Here is a 17,556-nt window from a genome sequence, read left to right on the forward strand (position 1 = left end):
CACGACCTTGCAATGCCCTCTCAATGAGCCGCAACGTCGGCTCGGTCAACCCGCAGCAACAGCACCGCACGGGCCGGCACAGTGATCGCCGTCCCCGCCCGGTGCTCCACGCCCGGCGCCTCGCCCTGCTCCTCCCGCGAGGTGTCGACGACGACCTCGTACCGCTCGGCCCACGGCGGCCCCGGCAGCACGAAGCTCGCCGGCCGGTCCCCGGCGTGCAGGACGGCCAGGAAGCTGTCGTCCACTATCGGCGCCCCGCGCTCGTCCCGGCCCGGGATGTCCCGCCCCGACAGATACATGCCCAGCGTCGCGGCGGGCGCGTACCAGTCCCGTTCCGTCATCTCCGAGCCCCGGGAGGTGAACCACGCCAGGTCCCGCAGACCGTCCGCCGAGTGCGCCCGCCCCGAGAAGAAGGCCCGGCGGCGCAGCACCGGGTGCCGGTGCCGCAGCTCGATCAGCCGCGCGGTCAGCTCGAACAGGGCCTTCCAGCCGGGGTCCTGAAGCAGGCTCCAGTCCAGCCAGCTGATCTCGTTGTCCTGGCAGTAGGCGTTGTTGTTGCCGCGCTGGGTGCGCCCCAGCTCGTCGCCCGCGACCAGCATCGGCACCCCCGTCGACAGCAGCAGCGTCGTCAGCAGGTTCCGCAGCTGCCGCCGCCTGAGCGTGCGTACCCGCTCGTCGTCGGTCTCGCCCTCGGCACCGCAGTTCCAGGCCCGGTTGTCGTTCGAGCCGTCCCGGTTGCCCTCGCCGTTCGCCTCGTTGTGCTTGCGCTCGTAGGACACCAGGTCCCGCAGCGTGAACCCGTCGTGCGCGGTCACGAAGTTCACCGAGGCGTACGGCCGGCGGCCGCCCCACGCGTACAGGTCGCTGGACCCCGACAGGCGGTACCCCAGATCCCGCACGTCCGGCAGCGCGCCCCGCCAGAAGTCCCGTACGGCATTGCGGTAGCGGTCGTTCCACTCCGTCCACAGCGACGGGAAAGCACCCACCTGATAGCCGCCCGAGCCGACGTCCCACGGCTCCGCGATCAGCTTCACCCGCCGTAGCACCGGGTCCTGCGCGATGACGGCGAGGAACGGCGACAGCATGTCGACGTCGTGCATGGAGCGCGCCAGCGCGGCGGCCAGGTCGAAGCGGAAGCCGTCCACGCCCATCTCGGTCACCCAGTAGCGCAGGGAGTCGGTGATCAGCCGCAGCACGTGCGGCTGGACCACGTGCAGCGTGTTCCCGCAGCCCGTGTAGTCCGCGTACCGGCGCGCGTCCGACTGCAACCGGTAGTACCCACGGTTGTCGATGCCCTTCAGCGACAGCGTCGGCCCCAGCTCGCCCGCCTCCGCCGTGTGGTTGTAGACCACGTCGAGGACGACCTCGATCCCGGCGGCGTGCAGGGCGCGGACCATCCGCTTGAACTCGCCGACCTGCTCACCGGTCGTGCCCGAGGCGGCGTACGCGGCGTGCGGGGCGAAGTAGCCGACGGAGTTGTAGCCCCAGTAGTTGCGCAGGCCCTTGCGCAGCAGATGGTCCTCGTGCGCGAACTGGTGCACCGGCAGCAGCTCGACGGCTGTCACGCCCAGCTTGACGAGGTGCTCGATCGCCGCGGGGTGCGCGAGACCGGCGTACGTCCCCCGCAGCTCCTCCGGAATCCCCGGGTGCAGATTGGTGAACCCCCGGACATGCACCTCGTAGATCACCGAGTCGGCCCACGGGGTCTTCGGCCGCCGGTCGTCCGCCCAGTCGTCGTCATCGTGGACGACGACGCCCTTGGGGACGAAGGGCGCCGAGTCCCGCTCGTCGCGCACGGTGTCCGCGACATGCTGCTGCGGCCAGTCGCGGACATGCCCGTACACCTCCGGCGGCAGGCTGAAGTCGCCGTCCACCGCCCGGGCGTACGGGTCGAGGAGCAGCTTCGCCGGGTTCCAGCGGCCGCCGGTCCACGGGTCCCAGCGGCCGTGCACCCGGTAGCCGTAGCGCTGACCCGGCATCACACCCGGCACGAAGCCGTGCCAGATCTCGTGCGTCAGTTCGGACAGCCGGGCCCGCGTCTCCCTGCCCTGTTCGTCGAACAGGCACAGCTCCACCGACTCAGCCCCGCCCGCCCACAGCGCGAAGTTGGTGCCCGCCACCCCGTCCGGGCCGACCCGGAAGCGGGCGCCGAGCGGCACGGGCGTGCCCGGCCACACGGGCACCCCGGGCGCCTTGAGCCGCGCGCCGTTCACGACGGCGGCCGGGCGCCCCTCCTCAGCGGCGACCACCCCGGCCACCGCCTCCTGCTCGGCTGCGCTCGACACCTGTGGCCTCCCACGGCTCACGCGACGTGGAAGGAGAGCACGCGGTCGTCCCCAGGCCCTGTCGTCAGATTCCCGCCTGCCCGGCGGCGTCTGGCACGCACGCTCGCCACGTTGCCGAACCGCCCACGTGGCTCCGCCACGAGCGCGCTCCGGCGCCTTGCGATCGCACGCACCAGACACCGCCGGGCCCGCCCTACGGGCGGACGTCGGGAATCTGACGACAGGGCCTGGCCGCGGCTCCCCGTCGCGTCGTCCTCCCACATGTTCTGCCCACCGCGTGGCTCGCACTCACGTTTCCCCAGGGCCGCCCCGGTCGTTGGGGTCTTCGTGAGGCACGTACAAGGGCGCGCGCGGCGCGCGGGGGCCGCATTGGCCGCCGTACTGACATGGGCAGGGCTGCTGAGCGGGGCCGCCGGATGCACGACGGACGGCGGCACCGTCGACCAGAAGGCGCCGGCGCCCGAGGACGTCATCCGGGTCACCCCCGACGACGGCTCCAAGGGCGCGCGCCCCGACGAGAAACTGCTCGTCCGGGTGCCCAGCGGACGCCTGGAGTCGGTGAAGGTCGTCAAGTCCCAGGACGCCCAGGACACCCCGGTGCCGGGCCGGATCTCCGAGGACGGCCTGCGCTGGGAGCCCGAGGACCCCCGGCTCGCGCTGGCCGCCAGATACACGGTCGACGCGGTGGCCCTCGACGCCCACGGCCGCCGCGGCGCACGGCACACGACCTTCACCACGTACGTCCCCGACGAGCGGTTCGTCGGCTACGTCGCCCCGGAGAACCGCTCCACGGTCGGCACGGGCATGATCGTCTCCCTGGAGTTCAACCGGGAGATCGAGGACCGGGCCGCCGTCGAACGCGCCGTCGAGGTCACCGCCGAACCGGCCGTGGACATCCGCCCGCACTGGTTCGGCAAGTCCCGCCTCGACTTCCGCCCCCGGAACTACTGGCAGCCCGGCACCCGCGTCACCGTCGCGCTGCGGCTGCGGGACGTCGAGGGAGCACGCGGGGTGTACGGCCTGCAGCACAAGACGTTCTCGTTCACCATCGGCCGCCACCAGACCTCCCTCGTCGACGCCACCGAGCACACCATGCAGGTCCGCCGCGACGGCGAACTCCTCGCCACCGTCCCCGTCACGGCCGGCGCCCCGAAGATGACCACCTACAACGGCAAGATGGTGGTCACCGAGATGTTCGAGCTCACTCGGATGAACGGCGCCACGGTCGGCTTCAAGAAGAAGGACGGCAAGGGCGAGTACGACATCCCCGACGTCCCGCACGCCATGCGCCTGACCGACTCCGGCACCTTCCTGCACGGCAACTACTGGGCGGACTCCGCCATCTTCGGGCACAGCAACGTCAGCCACGGCTGCGTGGGACTCAGGGACGTCAAGGGCGGCGGATCCGAGACGCCGGCGGGCTGGTTCTTCGACCGCAGCCTGGTCGGCGACGTCGTCGAGGTGGTCCGCAGCAATGACAAAAAGGTCGCTCCCGACAATGGCCTCGGAGGATGGAATATGGGTTGGAAGGAGTGGAAGAGCGGTAGTGCGGTGAAGTAATCCGACAGGGGGGTGAGTTGCGGCGCACGGCCCGGCCGTCGGGCGGCCGGACGATGTTGGAACGGAACGGTGACAAACGCGCGGCGCCGACAGGCCTGACCTTGTGGTTAATATGCGCCGATGCGCGCAGTGGACGCGCGGGGGCGCGGGTCGGACCAGGCCCGGGGAGGGGAGAAAGACTTGAACGTGCGGCCGATATCGGGGGCGTCGGTTGACGGGCGCGGAGGGCGCGGGCGCACCGGCCTCGCGGCACTGGCCGGCGTCCTGCTGATCGCCGTCACCGCGTGTGGCGGGGGCGGCGGATCGGACACCGGTGCCGGGGACGGCAAGGGCGGGGACTCCAGCACCGCGGAGGCCAAGAAGTCCCGTGCGGTCGTGACCATAGCGCCGGGCGACGGCGCCAAGTCCGTCGACACCAGCGGCGCGCTGAAGGTGACCGCGGCCAAGGGCAAGCTGACGGACGTCGAGGTCAAGGACGCCAAGGGCAACTCGATAGACGGGAAGATATCCGGCGACGGCGGCACGTGGACTCCGTCCACGCACCTCGCCGCCGCGACGAAGTACACGGTGCACGCGGTCGCCAAGGACGCCGACGGCCTGGAGGCCGCCAAGGAGGCCGACTTCACCACGCTGACGCCGAAGAACACCTTCATCGGCCGGTTCACTCCGGAGGACGGCTCGAAGGTCGGCGTCGGAATGCCGTTCTCACTGCGCTTCGACCGGGGCATCACCAACCCCGAGGACGTCGAGAAGGCGATCACCGTCAAGACCGAGCCGGCCGTGGAGGTCGCGGGCCACTGGTTCGGCAACGACCGCCTCGACTTCCGTCCCGAGAAGTACTGGAAGTCCGGCACGAAGGTCACCGTCGAGCTCAACCTCGACGGCGTCGAGGGCCGTGACGGCGTCTACGGCGAGCAGGACAAGAAGGTCACCTTCACGATCGGCCGCAACCAGGTCTCGGTCGTCGACGTGAAGACCAAGAAGATGAAGGTCACTCAGGACGGCAAGGTCGTCAAGACCATCCCCGTCACCACCGGCAAGCCCGGGTACGACACCTGGAACGGCCAGATGGTCATGACCGAGAAGTTCGTCGAGACCCGGATGAACGGCGACACGGTCGGCTACGACGGCGAGTACGACATCGATGACGTCCCGCACGCCACCCGCCTGACCGACTCGGGCACCTTCATCCACGGCAACTACTGGGGCGGCGGCGCCTTCGGCAACTACAACGCCAGCCACGGCTGCATCGGCCTGCGCGACGTCAAGGGCGCGTGGGACAAGAGCACGCCGGCCGCCTGGTTCTTCAACCACTCGATGATCGGCGACGTGGTGGTCGTGAAGAACTCCGCCGACGCGACGGTCGCGCCGGAGAACGGCCTCAACGGCTGGAACATGTCCTGGGAGAAGTGGAAGGCATAGCTTCCCCCTTTGCGGACACACGGCCCCGGTGCACGACCTCGATGTGAGGTACGGCACCGGGGCCGTCAGCGTTAGTCCCCGTGCTGCGTCTGCCTGGGGGCAACCCCCAGACCCCCGGCCGTGTGTGACTGACCGCACTCCAGCCCGTGCCGTTAGTCCCCGTTAACCTGCCTCCATGACCGTGAATCTCGAAGTCGCCGAAGGTGTCGGTACCCTCCGCCTCGACCGCCCGCCCATGAACGCGCTGGACGTCGCCACCCAGGACAGGCTCAAGGAGCTCGCCGAGGAGGCGACCCGGCGTGACGACGTGCGGGCCGTGGTGATCTACGGCGGGGAGAAGGTGTTCGCGGCGGGCGCGGACATCAAGGAGATGCAGGCCATGGACCACACCGCGATGGTCCTGCGCGCCCGGGGCCTCCAGGAGTCGTTCACCGCGGTGGCCCGGATCCCGAAGCCGGTCGTGGCGGCCGTGACCGGCTACGCGCTCGGCGGCGGCTGCGAGTTGGCGCTCTGCGCGGACTTCCGCATCGCCGCGGACAACGCCAAGCTGGGCCAGCCGGAGATCCTGCTCGGCCTGATCCCGGGCGCCGGCGGCACCCAGCGGCTGGCCCGGCTGATCGGCCCGTCCAAGGCGAAGGACCTGATCTTCACGGGCCGTATGGTCAAGGCCGACGAGGCGCGGGAGCTGGGCCTCGTGGACCGTGTCGTCGCCGCGGACCAGGTCTACGCCGAGGCGCACGCCTGGGCCGCGAAGCTGGCGCAGGGTCCGGCGATCGCGCTGCGCGCGGCGAAGGAGTCGATCGACACGGGCCTGGAGACGGACATCGAGACGGGCCTCGCGGTCGAGCGCGGCTGGTTCGCCGGACTGTTCGCGACGGAGGACCGGGAGCGGGGTATGCGCAGCTTCGTCGAGGAAGGGCCGGGCAAGGCCAAGTTCCTCTGAATCTCACATCTGAAACTCGCCCGAACCACTTGCAATTGACGGAGTGTCTGATCCGGGTCCCTCGATGGGGCGGTTTATGGCAGCCTTAAGGCAACCTTAAGCGTGCCTTGTCGAGGGAGCCCGTCGATTGCCTCCAGCAGACCCTTCGTCGCAGGTCAGGCGGGCTGTTGAGGACTCCGAACTGCCATCGGCATATGCCAACGGGCCGGTGCGGAATGAAGGCTTCCGGGGGGTGTATTCCTCCGGAACGGCCCCGGAGGACCGTGCGGGCGGCCATGATGGGGGCATGGCGGGGCTGGAGGGTGTCGAACACCCGCGGGGAAACGGCCGTGCGACTGCGGCGCGCTGGTCGCCGGCGGTCGAGGACGAGGCTGCCTCAAAGGCGCTGGAACTGTTCGGTAATCCTACGGAGGCGGAAGTTCCGCTCCCCTCCCGACCCGAATCCGCCGCGACCGCGCGCCGGCTCGCGCAAGTGGTGGTTCTGCGTCAGTGGGGTCTCACCCCCAAGATGACCGAGGACGCGGTCCTGCTCGTCTCGGAACTCGTCGGCAACGCCGTCCGCCACACCGGCGCCCGCGTCTTCGGCCTTCGGATGCGCCGCCGCCGGGGCTGGATCCGTATCGAGGTCCGCGACCCGTCCCGCGGACTGCCCTGTCTGATGCCGGTCCAGGAGATGGACGTCAGCGGCCGGGGCCTGTTCCTCGTCGACAAGCTCTCCGACCGCTGGGGCGTGGACCTGCTGCCGCGCGGCAAGACGACGTGGTTCGAGATGCGGGTGGCGGACCGCTAACGGGCGGGATCGAAGGGGCGGCGTTCCAGGGCTGGTCACGGCGACCCGTACCTTGGGGCCAATCGGGTAAATGGCATGGTTTTCGGCGCAATACTCATTAAATAGTGCGGCGCCCCCACCTCGCCGCACCGGAAGACTGCCGATGAACCACACCTACCGCACCCTCCTCGCCGGCCTGGCCCTCCTCGCCCTCGCCGCCTGCGGCACCGGCTCCCCCAAGGGCGAGGACCGCACCGGGACACCCCGCGGCACCCAGGCCGCCGTCCCCGCCCCCGTGAAGGACGAGCCCGTCAAGGGCCTCCCCGGCATGCCGCCCGTCCTCGACCCGAAGGACGTCTACGCCGCCGACCGCCCGAACCGGCTCTCCCCGGTCGTCAAGGACTTCCCGTCCCGTGTCTACGTCCCGAACAGCGAGTCCGACACCGTCTCCGTCATCGACCCGAAGACGTACGAGGTCATCGAGACCGTCCCCGTCGGCCACCAGCCCCAGCACGTCGTCCCGTCCTGGGACCTGAAGACGCTCTGGGTCAACAACAACCGCGGCCACACCCTCACCCCCATCGACCCGAAGACCGGCAAGGCGGGCGAGGAGGTGGAGGTCCACGACCCCTACAACCTCTACTTCACCCCCAACGGCAAGTACGCCGTCGTCATGGCCTCACTCGACCGCGAACTCGTCTTCCGCGACCCCCACACCATGAAGCGGATCAGGACCGAACCGGTCACCTGCTACGGCGTCAACCACGCCGACTTCTCCCTCGACGGCCGCTACTTCATCGTCTCCTGCGAGTTCAGCGGCGAACTGCTGAAGGTCGACACCGAGAGGATGAAGGTCGTCGCCCAGCAGAAGCTCCCCTTCGACGGCGCCATGCCGCAGGACGTCAAGGTCTCCCCGGACGGCAAGCGGTTCTACATCGCCGACATGATGGCCGACGGCATGTGGGTGCTGGACGGCGACAAGTTCGACACCCCGAAGCTCCTGCCCACCGGCAAGGGCACCCACGGCCTCTACGTCAGCCGCGACTCACGCGAGATGTACGTCTCCAACCGCGGCGAAGGCACCGTCTCCGTCTTCGACTTCACCCGGAACAGGCTGACCCGGAAGTGGCACCTCCCCGAGGGCGGCAGCCCCGACATGGGTGGCGTCTCCGCCGACGGCAAGGTGCTGTGGCTCTCCGGCCGCTACGACTCCGAGGTGTACGCCATCGACACCCGCACCGGCGCCGAACTCGCCCGTATCCAGGTGGGCGAGGGCCCGCACGGCCTCGCCGTGTACCCGCAGCCGGGCCGCTACTCCCTCGGCCACACCGGCATCTTCCGCTAGCCGCCACCGGGCCGGACACCCTTCGCCGGCTACCGCGTGTGCAGCAGCAGCTCCGCGCCCACCTGCCGATAGCCCGCCGCCTGGAACGTCCGCGCACTGCGGGCGTTCCCCGGCGTGACCTGGGCCCACAGCGGTTCCGTGACGAGATGCCGGGCCGCGGTCACCAGCAGGCGCCCCAGCCCCCGGTGCCGTACCCCCTCGTCCACCTCCACCGAGACCTCCAGCCGCCCGGCGACCCCGCGCCCCATCACCAGCACCCCGCCGTCCGCCGCCCACGCGCGCACGTCGTCGCGCCGGCGTCGGGCATAGCCGACCCGGGAGTGCCCGGCGTCCTCGATCTCCCTCAGCGCGAGCGGCGGCGTGCCCGGCAGCGGTTCGGCGACCAGAACCGCGTCGACGGTCTCCGCCCCGCGCCCGGTCCGCTCCATCAAGGCGGCCAGGAAGCGCGGGTTCATCGGCGCGGCCAGCGCGTCGCAGTCCACCTCGCGCAGGGTGTCGTACACCCACGCCGGGTCCTCGTCGGTGAGGACGACCGAGTGCGCGGTGAAGGCGAGGACACCCGCGTCGCGCAGGGAGGGCTGGGGGAGGACCGTCGTACGGCCGTCCGCGGGCGGGAAGACGCCCCGCGCCACCGAGTCGAGAATGTCCCGCAGGGTTTCCACGAAGCCCTGTCCCTCCCGTTCGACTCCTTGAGTCTCCACCCAGTGGAAGGCCCACACTCGCAAACATGCTGCACCATCCGGGGGGACACCCCCCAGACCCCCCGTACGACGGCACCGGACTTTTCACCATCGGCGAGCTGGCCCGGGCCACCGGACTGACCGTACGGACCATCCGCTACTGGTCCGACGAGGGCGTCCTGCACCCGGTCACCCGCTCCTCCGGCGGCTATCGCCTCTACGACGCCGAGTCCGTCGCCCGCCTGGAGCTGATCCGCACCCTGCGCGAACTGGGTCTGGGCCTGGACGACGTACGGAAGGTGGTCAGCGGCGAGAAGGACGTGGCGTCGGTGGCGGCCACGCATGTCGCCGCCCTGGACGCCCAGATCCGCTCTCTGAAAGTGACCCGTGCGGTGCTGTCGACCGTGGCGCGACGCGGGTCGACCGCAGAGGAGATGACCTTGATGAATCGACTGGCGCGACTGTCGGCCGCCGAGCGGCGGCGCGTCCTGGAGGAGTTCGTGGACGAGATGTTCCACGGACTGGACTCCGCGGACCCCGTGGTCCGCGACCGGATGCGGGAGATGGCCGTGGATCTGCCGGACGACCCGACGTCCGAGCAGGTGGACGCCTGGGTGGAGCTGGCCGAGCTGATCCAGGACCCGCGGTTCCGGGCGCGGATGCGCAAGGTGGCCGAGTTCAACGCGGCCGGGCGCGGGCCGGAGACACCGGCCGGGGCGTCGATGTGGTTCTCCCGGAAGCTGGTGCACCTCGCCGCCGAGGCGCTCGGGCGGGGCGTCGACCCCGCGTCGCCCGAGGCCGGGCGGATCCTGCGGGACCTGATCGGCGACGCCGATCCGGCCATGGTGCTGGAACGCCTGCGGTCGAGTGTGAGCGACGAGGTCGCCCGTTACCGCGAGTTGCTGTCCGTCGTGAAGGGCCGCGGGCCCGAGTCGGCGTACCGCGCGGAGTTCGCGTGGGTGGTCGCCGCACTGGAGGCGTGCGTGGGCGGCTAATCTGACCGCGGCTAATGTGACCTGCGGCAGCAGGCCAGCACAAACACGACAGACGCGAGTAGACGCGAGTAAAGGGGCGGACCGGTGGCGCACATCGACATCGAGGAAGCACGCAAGCAGTTCGAGCGCATCGATGCGGACGGTGACGGCACCATCACCGCCGCCGAGTTCAAGACCGCACTCGCACAGGCCGGCGACTGGAACGTCACCGAGGCGGTCGCCGAGGCGATCATCAAGAGCCGCGACCTCAACGGCGACAAGCTCTTGTCCTTCGACGAGTTCTGGGCCTTCCTGAACAAGTAGCAGGCCCATGAAGGGGCGCCTCCTCCAGAGGAAGGCGCCCCTTCAGGCGTTCTCGGCCCACTCCCGGAGTGCCGCCTTGCTGGAGAAGTTCGCGACGTTCCTGTCCAGCGGGTTGTCCGTGTACTGGTGGAAGCGCCACTTCGCCTGGATGCGGGGCTTGCCGGCCGTGACGTAGTCGGCGATCCACAGGCCGTGCCCGGCGTAGGAAGTGGTGTCGACGTTGAGCCAGTAGTGACGGTTGCAGTAGAGCACGACCGGGTTGTTCGGGCGCTTCTCTCTCAACTTGCGGATGAAGAGGTCCTTCTCCGCGTTGCTGGCGTGAGTGCCCTCGCTCGTGGTCTCCCAGTCGACGGCGAGGATGTCGCCCGCCTTCTCGGGGGCCTTGCTGACGAAGTAGTCGGCCTGGGCGGAGAGGTTGCCGGGCCAGAGGAAGTGGTAGAAGCCGACGACCAGGCCGGCGTCACGGGCGCGTTTCGTCTGGGCGGCGAGTTTGGGGTTGATGTAGGAGCGCCCCTCCGTCGCCTTGATGAAGACGAAGGAGAGGCCGTCGGTGTCGTAGGACGAGGACTGGTACGCGCTTACGTCGATGCCGCGCAGCATGGGGGGACTCCCTGATGTACCGGTGGGGGGACAGGAGTTGGACTGGGTGTATGCCCCACCGTGGCACGGCTGACGCGTTCCTGACGTGGAATTGTCAACATTCGATGATGTTGACCGCCAGCCCTCCCCGAGCCGTCTCCTTGTACTTGACCGACATGTCGGCGCCCGTGTCCTTCATGGTCTTGATGACCTTGTCGAGGGACACCTTGTGGGAGCCGTCGCCGCGCATCGCCATGCGAGCGGCCGTTACCGCCTTCACCGCGGCCATGCCGTTGCGCTCGATGCAGGGGATCTGGACGAGGCCGCCGACGGGGTCGCAGGTGAGGCCGAGGTTGTGTTCCATGCCGATCTCGGCGGCGTTCTCGACCTGTTCGGGGCTGCCGCCGAGCACCTCGGCGAGTGCGCCGGCCGCCATGGAGCAGGCGGAGCCGACCTCGCCCTGGCAGCCGACCTCGGCGCCGGAGATGGAGGCGTTCTCCTTGAAGAGCATGCCGATCGCGCCCGCGGCGAGCAGGAAGCGGACCACGCCGTCCTCGTCGGCGCCCGGCACGAAGTTGATGTAGTAGTGCAGGACCGCCGGGATGATGCCCGCCGCACCGTTCGTGGGGGCCGTCACGACGCGGCCGCCCGCGGCGTTCTCCTCGTTCACGGCCATCGCGTAGAGCGTGATCCACTCCATGGCGAGCGCCTTCGGGTCGCCCTCGGAGCGCAGCTTGCGGGCGGTGTTCGCGGCCCTGCGGCGGACCTTCAGGCCGCCCGGCAGGATGCCCTCGCGCGCCATGCCGCGGGACACGCACTCGCGCATCACCCGCCAGATCTCCAGCAGGCCCTCGCGGATCTCGTCCTCGGTGCGCCAGGCCCGCTCGTTCTCCAGCATCAGCGACGAGATCGACAGACCCGTCTCCTGCGTCAGGCGCAGCAGCTCGTCGCCCGTGCGGAAGGGGTACTTCAGGACGGTGTCGTCGAGCTTGATCCGGTCCGCGCCGACGGCCTCCTCGTCGACGACGAAGCCGCCGCCCACGGAGTAGTACGTCCTGGACATGAGCTCTTCGCCGGAGGCGTCGAACGCCCACAGCGTCATGCCGTTCGCGTGGTAGGGCAGGGCCTTGCGGCGGTGCAGCACGAGATCCTTGTCGAAGTCGAACGGGATCTCGTGGTCGTCGAGGAGCCTCAGGCGGCCCGACGACTTGATCTTCTCCACCCGCTCGTCGGCGGTCTCCACGTCGACGGTGCGGGGCGAGTCGCCCTCCAGGCCGAGCAGCACCGCCTTGGGGGTGCCGTGGCCGTGGCCGGTGGCGCCGAGCGAGCCGTAGAGCTCGGAGCGTATGGAGGCGACGGAGGACAGTACGCCCTCGTTGTGCAGGCGGCGGGCGAACATGCGTGCCGCGCGCATCGGGCCGACCGTGTGGGAGCTGGACGGGCCGATGCCGATCGAGAACAGGTCGAAGACCGAGATGGCCACGGGGACTCCTCAATACGGGGTGGTGCAGAAGGCTTCCGCGGGGTGCCCCGCCCGCTCACTGACCAGTGTGCGGGACACCCCACGGAAAGGAACTACTTGTTCAGAACGGGGTAGAGCGGGTGCTTGTCGGCGAGTGCCTTGACCCGGGCCTTGAGCGCGTCGGCGTCGTAGGCGGGCTTGAGGGTCTCGGCGATCACGTCGGCGACCTCGGTGAAGTCCTCAGCCGTGAAGCCGCGGGTGGCCAGGGCCGGGGTGCCGATCCGCAGGCCGGAGGTGACCATCGGCGGGCGCGGGTCGTCGGGCACGGCGTTGCGGTTGACGGTGATACCGACCTCGTGGAGGCGGTCCTCGGCCTGCTGCCCGTCGAGGTCGGAGGCGCGCAGGTCGACCAGGATCAGGTGCACGTCGGTGCCGCCGGACAGCACGTTCACACCCGCCTCGCGGGCGTCCGGCGCGGTCAGCCGCTCCGCCAGGATGCGGGCACCCTCGATGGTGCGCTGCTGGCGCTCCTTGAACTCCTCGGACGCGGCCACCTTGAAGGACACCGCCTTCGCGGCGATCACGTGCTCCAGCGGGCCGCCCTGGAAACCGGGGAAGACCGCGGAGTTCAGCTTCTTGGCGAACTCCTTGCTGCGGGCCAGGATGATCCCGCCGCGCGGGCCGCCGAGGGTCTTGTGGGTGGTGGAGGTCACCACGTCGGCGTGCGGGACCGGGTTGGGATGCAGACCGGCCGCGACCAGGCCCGCGAAGTGCGCCATGTCGACCCACAGGTAGGCGCCGACCTCGTCCGCGATCCGGCGGAACGCGGCGAAGTCGAGCTGGCGCGGATACGCCGACCACCCGGCGATGATCACCTTCGGGCGGTGCTCCTTCGCCAGGCGCTCGACCTCGGCCATGTCGACCAGGCCGCTGTCGGTCTCGACGTGGTAGGCGACCACGTTGAACTGCTTGCCGGAGAAGTTCAGGCGCATGCCGTGGGTGAGGTGGCCGCCGTGCGCGAGGTCCAGGCCCAGGATCGTGTCGCCGGGCTGGGCGATCGCGAACAGCGCCGCCTGGTTCGCGGAGGCACCCGAGTGCGGCTGCACGTTGGCGTACTCGGCGCCGAACAGCTCCTTGACCCGGTCGATCGCGATCTGCTCGGCGACATCGACGTGCTCACAGCCGCCGTAGTAACGCCGGCCGGGGTAGCCCTCGGCGTACTTGTTCGTGGCGACCGAGCCCTGCGCCTCCATGACCGCGACCGGAGCGAAGTTCTCCGACGCGATCATCTCCAGCGTCGACTGCTGACGCTCCAGCTCGGCATCCAGAGCCGCCGCGATCGCCGGATCCAGCTCATGCAGGGGTGTGTTCAGAAGCGACTTGTCAGACGTGTCAGACATAAGGGATACGACTCCTCAGCCGGCGGTGTGGGCGACGTACTCGTCGGCGGAGAGCAGGTCGGCCGGCTCCTCCGTGATGCGTACCTTGAACAGCCAGCCACCCTCGAAGGGGGCGGAGTTCACGAGCGCCGGGTCGTTCACCACGTCCTCGTTGATCTCGGTGACCTCACCGGTGACGGGGGAGTACAGGTCGGAGACGGACTTGGTCGACTCCAGCTCGCCGCAGGTGTCACCCGCGGTCACGGTCGAGCCGACCTCGGGGAGCTGGGCGTAGACGACGTCGCCGAGCGCGTTGGCCGCGAACTCGGTGATGCCGACCGTCGAGACGCCGTCCTCGGCGGTCGACAGCCACTCGTGCTCCTTGCTGTAGCGCAGCTGCTGGGGGTTGCTCATGGCCTGAATTCTCCTGTACGCGCGGGAGTGGTGATGAATGAGGGACCGCTGGATACGTGAGTGATCAGCGGAAATGTGCGCAGAGTCACGCGCCTGCCGCTGTCAGTCTCTTCTTGTGGCGTTACTTCTGCCGCTTGTAGAACGGCAGCGCCACGACCTCGTAGGGCTCGTGGCTGCCGCGGATGTCCACGCCGACCCCGGCGGTGCCGGGCGCGGAGTGCGCGGCGTCGACGTACGCCATGGCGATGGGCTTGCCCAGGGTGGGGGAGGGCGCACCAGAGGTGACCTCGCCGATGACCTCGCCGCCGGCGACGACCGGGTACCCGGCACGCGGGACGCGACGCCCCTCGGCGATCAGGCCGACCAGCACGCGCGGCGGGTTCTGGGCGGCGCGCTCGGCGGCCTCGGTCAGCGCCTCGCGCCCGACGAAGTCGCCCTCCTTCTCGAACTTCACCACCCGGCCGAGCCCGGCGTCGAAGGGGGTGAGCGCGGTGGTCAGCTCGTGGCCGTACAGCGGCATGCCCGCCTCCAGGCGCAGCGTGTCCCGGCAGGACAGCCCGCAGGGGACCAGGCCGACGCCCTCGCCGGCCTTGGTGAGCGCCTGCCACAGCTCCACGGCGTGCTCCGGCTTCACGAACAGCTCGAAGCCGTCCTCGCCGGTGTAGCCCGTGCGGGCGATGAGCGAGGGGACGCCGGCGACCGTGCCGGGCAGGCCGGCGTAGTACTTCAGGCCGTCGAGGTCGGCGTCGGTCAGCGACTTCAGGATGCCGGGGGACTCGGGACCCTGGACGGCCAGCAGCGCGTAGGCGTCGCGGTCGTCGCGGACCTCGGCGTCGAAGCCGGCGGATCGTTCCACCAGGGCGTCGAGCACGACCTGGGCGTTGGAGGCGTTGGCGACGACCATGTACTCGGTCTCGGCGAGCCGGTAGACGATCAGGTCGTCGAGGATGCCGCCGTCGGCCTGGCAGATCATGGTGTAGCGGGCGCGGCCGACACCGACGGAGGCGATGTTGCCGACGAGGGCGTGGTTCAGCAGCCTGGCCGCGTCCGTGCCGGTCACGGTGATCTCGCCCATGTGCGAGAGGTCGAACAGGCCGGCCTTGGTGCGTACGGCGGTGTGCTCGTCGCGCTCCGAGGCGTAGCGCAGGGGCATGTCCCAGCCGGCGAAGTCGGTCATCGTGGCGCCGAGCGAGCGATGCAGGGCATCGAGCGCGGTACGACGGGGTTCGGTGCTGCTCATCGGTCCGTTGTCTCCCAAAGGCATGACAGGCGAGGTCGTTCCTCCCCATCTGTCATCGGAACCTGAGAGGTTCGCCATGATCCCGGAGACGGTGATCATGGCTTGCACCTTGGGTGGAGCCGCTGTGCACACAGCGACCCGCTTTTCAGATGTGCCTCGCCCGCGCGGTAACGGGGCCTGAGAGATTCAAGGGAGGGACTTGCTCCTTCGGCGCCCCAGCGATGCACTGCTGGGGACTCTCCCGCGCGGATTCAAACGGCCGGTATGCAGTTGGCGCCGCCATCATTGCATGCCGGACCCCGTCGGGGGCAGGCCATCTCTGTAACCGGCTTGTGGCAGGAAGCGAACGAAAAGGAGGAGATCCTCTATTACCTTCTCTTTACGCTCAGTGGGGATGGGGACTCCTGACCCCGGAGGAGGACGATGACGGTGAACCGCACCACGGCGTACGCCACGACCTCGGGCATCGCGCTGCCCAAGCAGCCCGCGGCACCCGGTGTCGAAGCGCACGTCGCGTGTCCCGCACCCGTGGTCCGCGATCTGCGCGACCGCTCCGGCCACAGCCCGCACGCGCTGCTCTTCGGCCCCGAGGACCTCGTCGTCATCACCGGCCTGCCCGGCAGCGGCAAGTCGACCTTGATGCGGCGGACGGTGAAGGGCCTGCGCATCGACTCCCAGGACACCCGGGACCGCTGGGACGCCCGGCTGCCGGGCTTCCTCCCGTACGCCGTCTACCGCCCCCTGGTCCGCCTCGCGCACTACGCCGGGCTGCGCCGCGCGCTGCGCTCCGGCGAGGGCGTCGTCGTGCACGACTGCGGCACACAGGCCTGGGTGCGCGGCTGGCTGGCCCGCGCGGCCCGCCGCCGGGGCGGCACCCTGCACCTGCTGCTGCTCGACGTGACGCCGGGCACCGCCCTGGAAGGCCAGCGCGAGCGCGGCCGGGGCGTCTCGCGGTACGCCTTCCTGCGGCACCGCCGGGCGGCCTCCCGGCTGCTGCGCTCGGCGGCGAAGGGCGATCTGCCGCAGGGCTGCGGTTCGGCGGTGCTGATCGACCGGGACGCGGCGGACGTGCTGCGCCGGATCGGGTTCGCGGGCTGACCCGGAGCATGCGGCGGCCGGCCCGGAGTGCCGGGGTCCGGCCGGCCGTGTGCGCGGGCGGGCCGCCCGTAGCCCTGCGGCGGGCGGACACCGGCTAGCCTTCTGAGCCTCAGACGTGGTTCACAGCAGGCGGTCAGACAGATGGACTTCCCAGCGGATCTCCCCGCGGACTTCTCGGCCCGGGCCCACCTCCACCCGCACGGAGGCTGGCCCGGCAATGAACTGGAGGAGGTGCTCTCCGCCTCCCTCGGCATGCCCTCGGCGGGCGCCCGGATCGTCGAGGTGCTGGGCCGCAGCTTCGTCTGGGTGCCCCTGCCCAACGGCGGCGGCCCGGACAGCGGCCCGCTGGACCTGCCCACGGTGGAGATCGGGGGCCAGGCATACGTCCCGGTCTTCAGCTCCGAGGAGCAGTTCCGCCAGGTCGTCGGCTCCCACATGGCGTTCACGGTCGCGCCGGCCGTGGAGTTCGCGCGCGGACTGCCGCCGCACGTGGGCATCGCCCTGAACCCCGACGGCGTGGTCGGCGTCCCGCTGCCACCGGCGGCCGTCGCCGAGCTCTGCCGGGTGGGCCGCACCCCGCTGGACGGCCCGACCTCCGGCGGCCGGGTCAAGCTCTACGAGCCGGACTGGCAGGAGGACCCGATCGACTTCCTCGCCGCGGCGTCGGCCGAGTTCGCCGCGACCGGCGTGGTCGCGACGGCGCGCCGCTGCCTGGCGACGATCGAGACGGCCGCCCCGGTGATGTTCATAGGCGTCGAACTCTCCCACTGGGAGGGCGACCTGCGCGCCGCCCCCACCGAGGCCCTGGCCCGGGCTCTCACCCGCGCCCCCCTGCCCTGGCAGGTCAACCTGGTCCTCCTGGACGTGGCCCAGGACCCGGTGATCGAGTGGATGCGCGCGAAGGTACGGCCCTTCTACACGCGCGACTCCTGACACCCGGCAGGGGCAGCGCCCCTCCAGGGGCGCGGGGAACTGCGCGACAAGCCACACACGACCCGCAGCAAGCAGCCCACAATAGGACCCGAGCTCCATCCGGCTCTCCCAGCGGAGCGCCTAAGCTGGGGCTCACAAGCCATGTTTCC

The 17,556-nt window shown here is 70.2% G+C and carries 16 protein-coding genes and 2 riboswitches; of the genes, 9 read left to right on the top strand and 7 right to left on the bottom strand.

Annotation, left to right across the window (positions count from 1 at the left end; all coding sequences use genetic code 11):
* Positions 1-20: 20 nt before the first annotated feature.
* Positions 21-2,285, bottom strand: coding sequence for a glycogen debranching protein GlgX (gene glgX, locus PGH47_RS29675; protein WP_271665927.1), 2,265 nt, complete (start codon positions 2,283-2,285; stop codon positions 21-23).
* Positions 2,286-2,612: 327 nt separating this feature from the next.
* On the opposite strand from glgX, the gene PGH47_RS29680 reads away from it, so the two are divergent.
* The 5 genes from PGH47_RS29680 to PGH47_RS29700 all read left to right on the top strand — a co-directional run bounded on the left by PGH47_RS29680 (position 2,613) and on the right by PGH47_RS29700 (position 8,324).
* Positions 2,613-3,845 carry a L,D-transpeptidase gene (locus tag PGH47_RS29680; protein ID WP_271665928.1) on the top strand — a complete coding sequence of 411 codons (1,233 nt, stop codon included), beginning with the start codon at positions 2,613-2,615 and terminating at the stop codon, positions 3,843-3,845.
* Between the two features lie 180 nt (positions 3,846-4,025).
* A complete protein-coding gene (locus PGH47_RS29685) occupies positions 4,026-5,267 on the top strand; it encodes a L,D-transpeptidase (protein ID WP_271665929.1) in 1,242 nt (413 codons plus the stop codon).
* 175 nt (positions 5,268-5,442) lie between these two features.
* Complete coding sequence (locus PGH47_RS29690) at positions 5,443-6,210, top strand: enoyl-CoA hydratase/isomerase family protein (protein WP_030967100.1); 768 nt, start codon at positions 5,443-5,445, stop codon at positions 6,208-6,210.
* 286 nt (positions 6,211-6,496) lie between these two features.
* Positions 6,497-7,000: an ATP-binding protein gene (locus PGH47_RS29695; protein ID WP_125529455.1), complete on the top strand. Its 504-nt coding sequence runs from the start codon at positions 6,497-6,499 to the stop codon at positions 6,998-7,000.
* Positions 7,001-7,142: 142 nt separating this feature from the next.
* Positions 7,143-8,324 (top strand): YncE family protein, encoded by a 1,182-nt coding sequence (locus PGH47_RS29700; protein WP_271665930.1) that lies wholly within the window; start codon positions 7,143-7,145, stop codon positions 8,322-8,324.
* A 29-nt stretch (positions 8,325-8,353) separates the two neighbouring features.
* Here the strand turns inward: PGH47_RS29700 and PGH47_RS29705 are convergent, their stop codons facing one another.
* Positions 8,354-8,986, bottom strand: coding sequence for a GNAT family N-acetyltransferase (locus PGH47_RS29705; protein ID WP_271668184.1), 633 nt, complete (start codon positions 8,984-8,986; stop codon positions 8,354-8,356).
* A 65-nt stretch (positions 8,987-9,051) separates the two neighbouring features.
* Between PGH47_RS29705 and PGH47_RS29710 the strand changes: the two genes are divergently transcribed.
* Positions 9,052-9,999: a helix-turn-helix domain-containing protein gene (locus tag PGH47_RS29710; protein WP_271665931.1), complete on the top strand. Its 948-nt coding sequence runs from the start codon at positions 9,052-9,054 to the stop codon at positions 9,997-9,999.
* A gap of 84 nt (positions 10,000-10,083) precedes the next feature.
* Entirely contained in the window at positions 10,084-10,302 is a 219-nt protein-coding gene (locus PGH47_RS29715) for an EF-hand domain-containing protein (protein WP_271665932.1), read from the top strand.
* Positions 10,303-10,344: 42 nt separating this feature from the next.
* Here the strand turns inward: PGH47_RS29715 and PGH47_RS29720 are convergent, their stop codons facing one another.
* From PGH47_RS29720 to gcvT, 5 genes are all read right to left on the bottom strand, one after another.
* Positions 10,345-10,902 carry a glycoside hydrolase family 25 protein gene (locus PGH47_RS29720; protein ID WP_271665933.1) on the bottom strand — a complete coding sequence of 186 codons (558 nt, stop codon included), beginning with the start codon at positions 10,900-10,902 and terminating at the stop codon, positions 10,345-10,347.
* 94 nt (positions 10,903-10,996) lie between these two features.
* Positions 10,997-12,364 (bottom strand): L-serine ammonia-lyase, encoded by a 1,368-nt coding sequence (locus PGH47_RS29725; RefSeq protein ID WP_271665934.1) that lies wholly within the window; start codon positions 12,362-12,364, stop codon positions 10,997-10,999.
* Positions 12,365-12,456: 92 nt separating this feature from the next.
* Positions 12,457-13,743, bottom strand: a complete 1,287-nt coding sequence (gene glyA, locus PGH47_RS29730) for a serine hydroxymethyltransferase (RefSeq protein ID WP_271665935.1) — start codon at positions 13,741-13,743, stop codon at positions 12,457-12,459.
* A gap of 15 nt (positions 13,744-13,758) precedes the next feature.
* A complete protein-coding gene (gene gcvH / locus PGH47_RS29735) occupies positions 13,759-14,136 on the bottom strand; it encodes a glycine cleavage system protein GcvH (RefSeq protein ID WP_107902594.1) in 378 nt (125 codons plus the stop codon).
* Positions 14,137-14,257: 121 nt separating this feature from the next.
* Positions 14,258-15,376 carry a glycine cleavage system aminomethyltransferase GcvT gene (gene gcvT / locus PGH47_RS29740; protein ID WP_271665936.1) on the bottom strand — a complete coding sequence of 373 codons (1,119 nt, stop codon included), beginning with the start codon at positions 15,374-15,376 and terminating at the stop codon, positions 14,258-14,260.
* 39 nt (positions 15,377-15,415) lie between these two features.
* A riboswitch (glycine riboswitch) is annotated at positions 15,416-15,531 on the bottom strand.
* A riboswitch (glycine riboswitch) is annotated at positions 15,532-15,630 on the bottom strand. It lies immediately after the preceding riboswitch.
* 169 nt (positions 15,631-15,799) lie between these two features.
* On the opposite strand from gcvT, the gene PGH47_RS29745 reads away from it, so the two are divergent.
* Together PGH47_RS29745 and PGH47_RS29750 are read left to right on the top strand one after the other, a co-directional pair.
* Positions 15,800-16,474, top strand: coding sequence for an AAA family ATPase (locus tag PGH47_RS29745; RefSeq protein ID WP_271665937.1), 675 nt, complete (start codon positions 15,800-15,802; stop codon positions 16,472-16,474).
* A 141-nt stretch (positions 16,475-16,615) separates the two neighbouring features.
* A complete protein-coding gene (locus PGH47_RS29750) occupies positions 16,616-17,407 on the top strand; it encodes an enhanced serine sensitivity protein SseB (protein ID WP_271665938.1) in 792 nt (263 codons plus the stop codon).
* Positions 17,408-17,556: the final 149 nt, after the last annotated feature.

Source organism: Streptomyces sp. HUAS 31, from assembly GCF_028198125.1.
GTDB classification, from domain to species: Bacteria; Actinomycetota; Actinomycetes; order Streptomycetales; family Streptomycetaceae; genus Streptomyces; species Streptomyces chartreusis.

Bases quoted from the DNA above. Each gene is read 5' to 3' on its own strand.
- PGH47_RS29690 (WP_030967100.1), top strand. From the start codon at position 5,443: ATGACCGTGAATCTCGAAGTCGCCGAAGGTGTCGGTACCCTCCGCCTC.
- PGH47_RS29695 (WP_125529455.1), top strand. From the start codon at position 6,497: ATGGCGGGGCTGGAGGGTGTCGAACACCCGCGGGGAAACGGCCGTGCG.
- PGH47_RS29700 (WP_271665930.1), top strand. From the start codon at position 7,143: ATGAACCACACCTACCGCACCCTCCTCGCCGGCCTGGCCCTCCTCGCC.
- PGH47_RS29710 (WP_271665931.1), top strand. From the start codon at position 9,052: ATGCTGCACCATCCGGGGGGACACCCCCCAGACCCCCCGTACGACGGC.
- PGH47_RS29720 (WP_271665933.1), bottom strand. From the start codon at position 10,902: ATGCTGCGCGGCATCGACGTAAGCGCGTACCAGTCCTCGTCCTACGAC.
- glyA (WP_271665935.1), bottom strand. From the start codon at position 13,743: ATGTCTGACACGTCTGACAAGTCGCTTCTGAACACACCCCTGCATGAG.
- gcvH (WP_107902594.1), bottom strand. From the start codon at position 14,136: ATGAGCAACCCCCAGCAGCTGCGCTACAGCAAGGAGCACGAGTGGCTG.
- gcvT (WP_271665936.1), bottom strand. From the start codon at position 15,376: ATGAGCAGCACCGAACCCCGTCGTACCGCGCTCGATGCCCTGCATCGC.
- PGH47_RS29745 (WP_271665937.1), top strand. From the start codon at position 15,800: ATGACGGTGAACCGCACCACGGCGTACGCCACGACCTCGGGCATCGCG.
- PGH47_RS29750 (WP_271665938.1), top strand. From the start codon at position 16,616: ATGGACTTCCCAGCGGATCTCCCCGCGGACTTCTCGGCCCGGGCCCAC.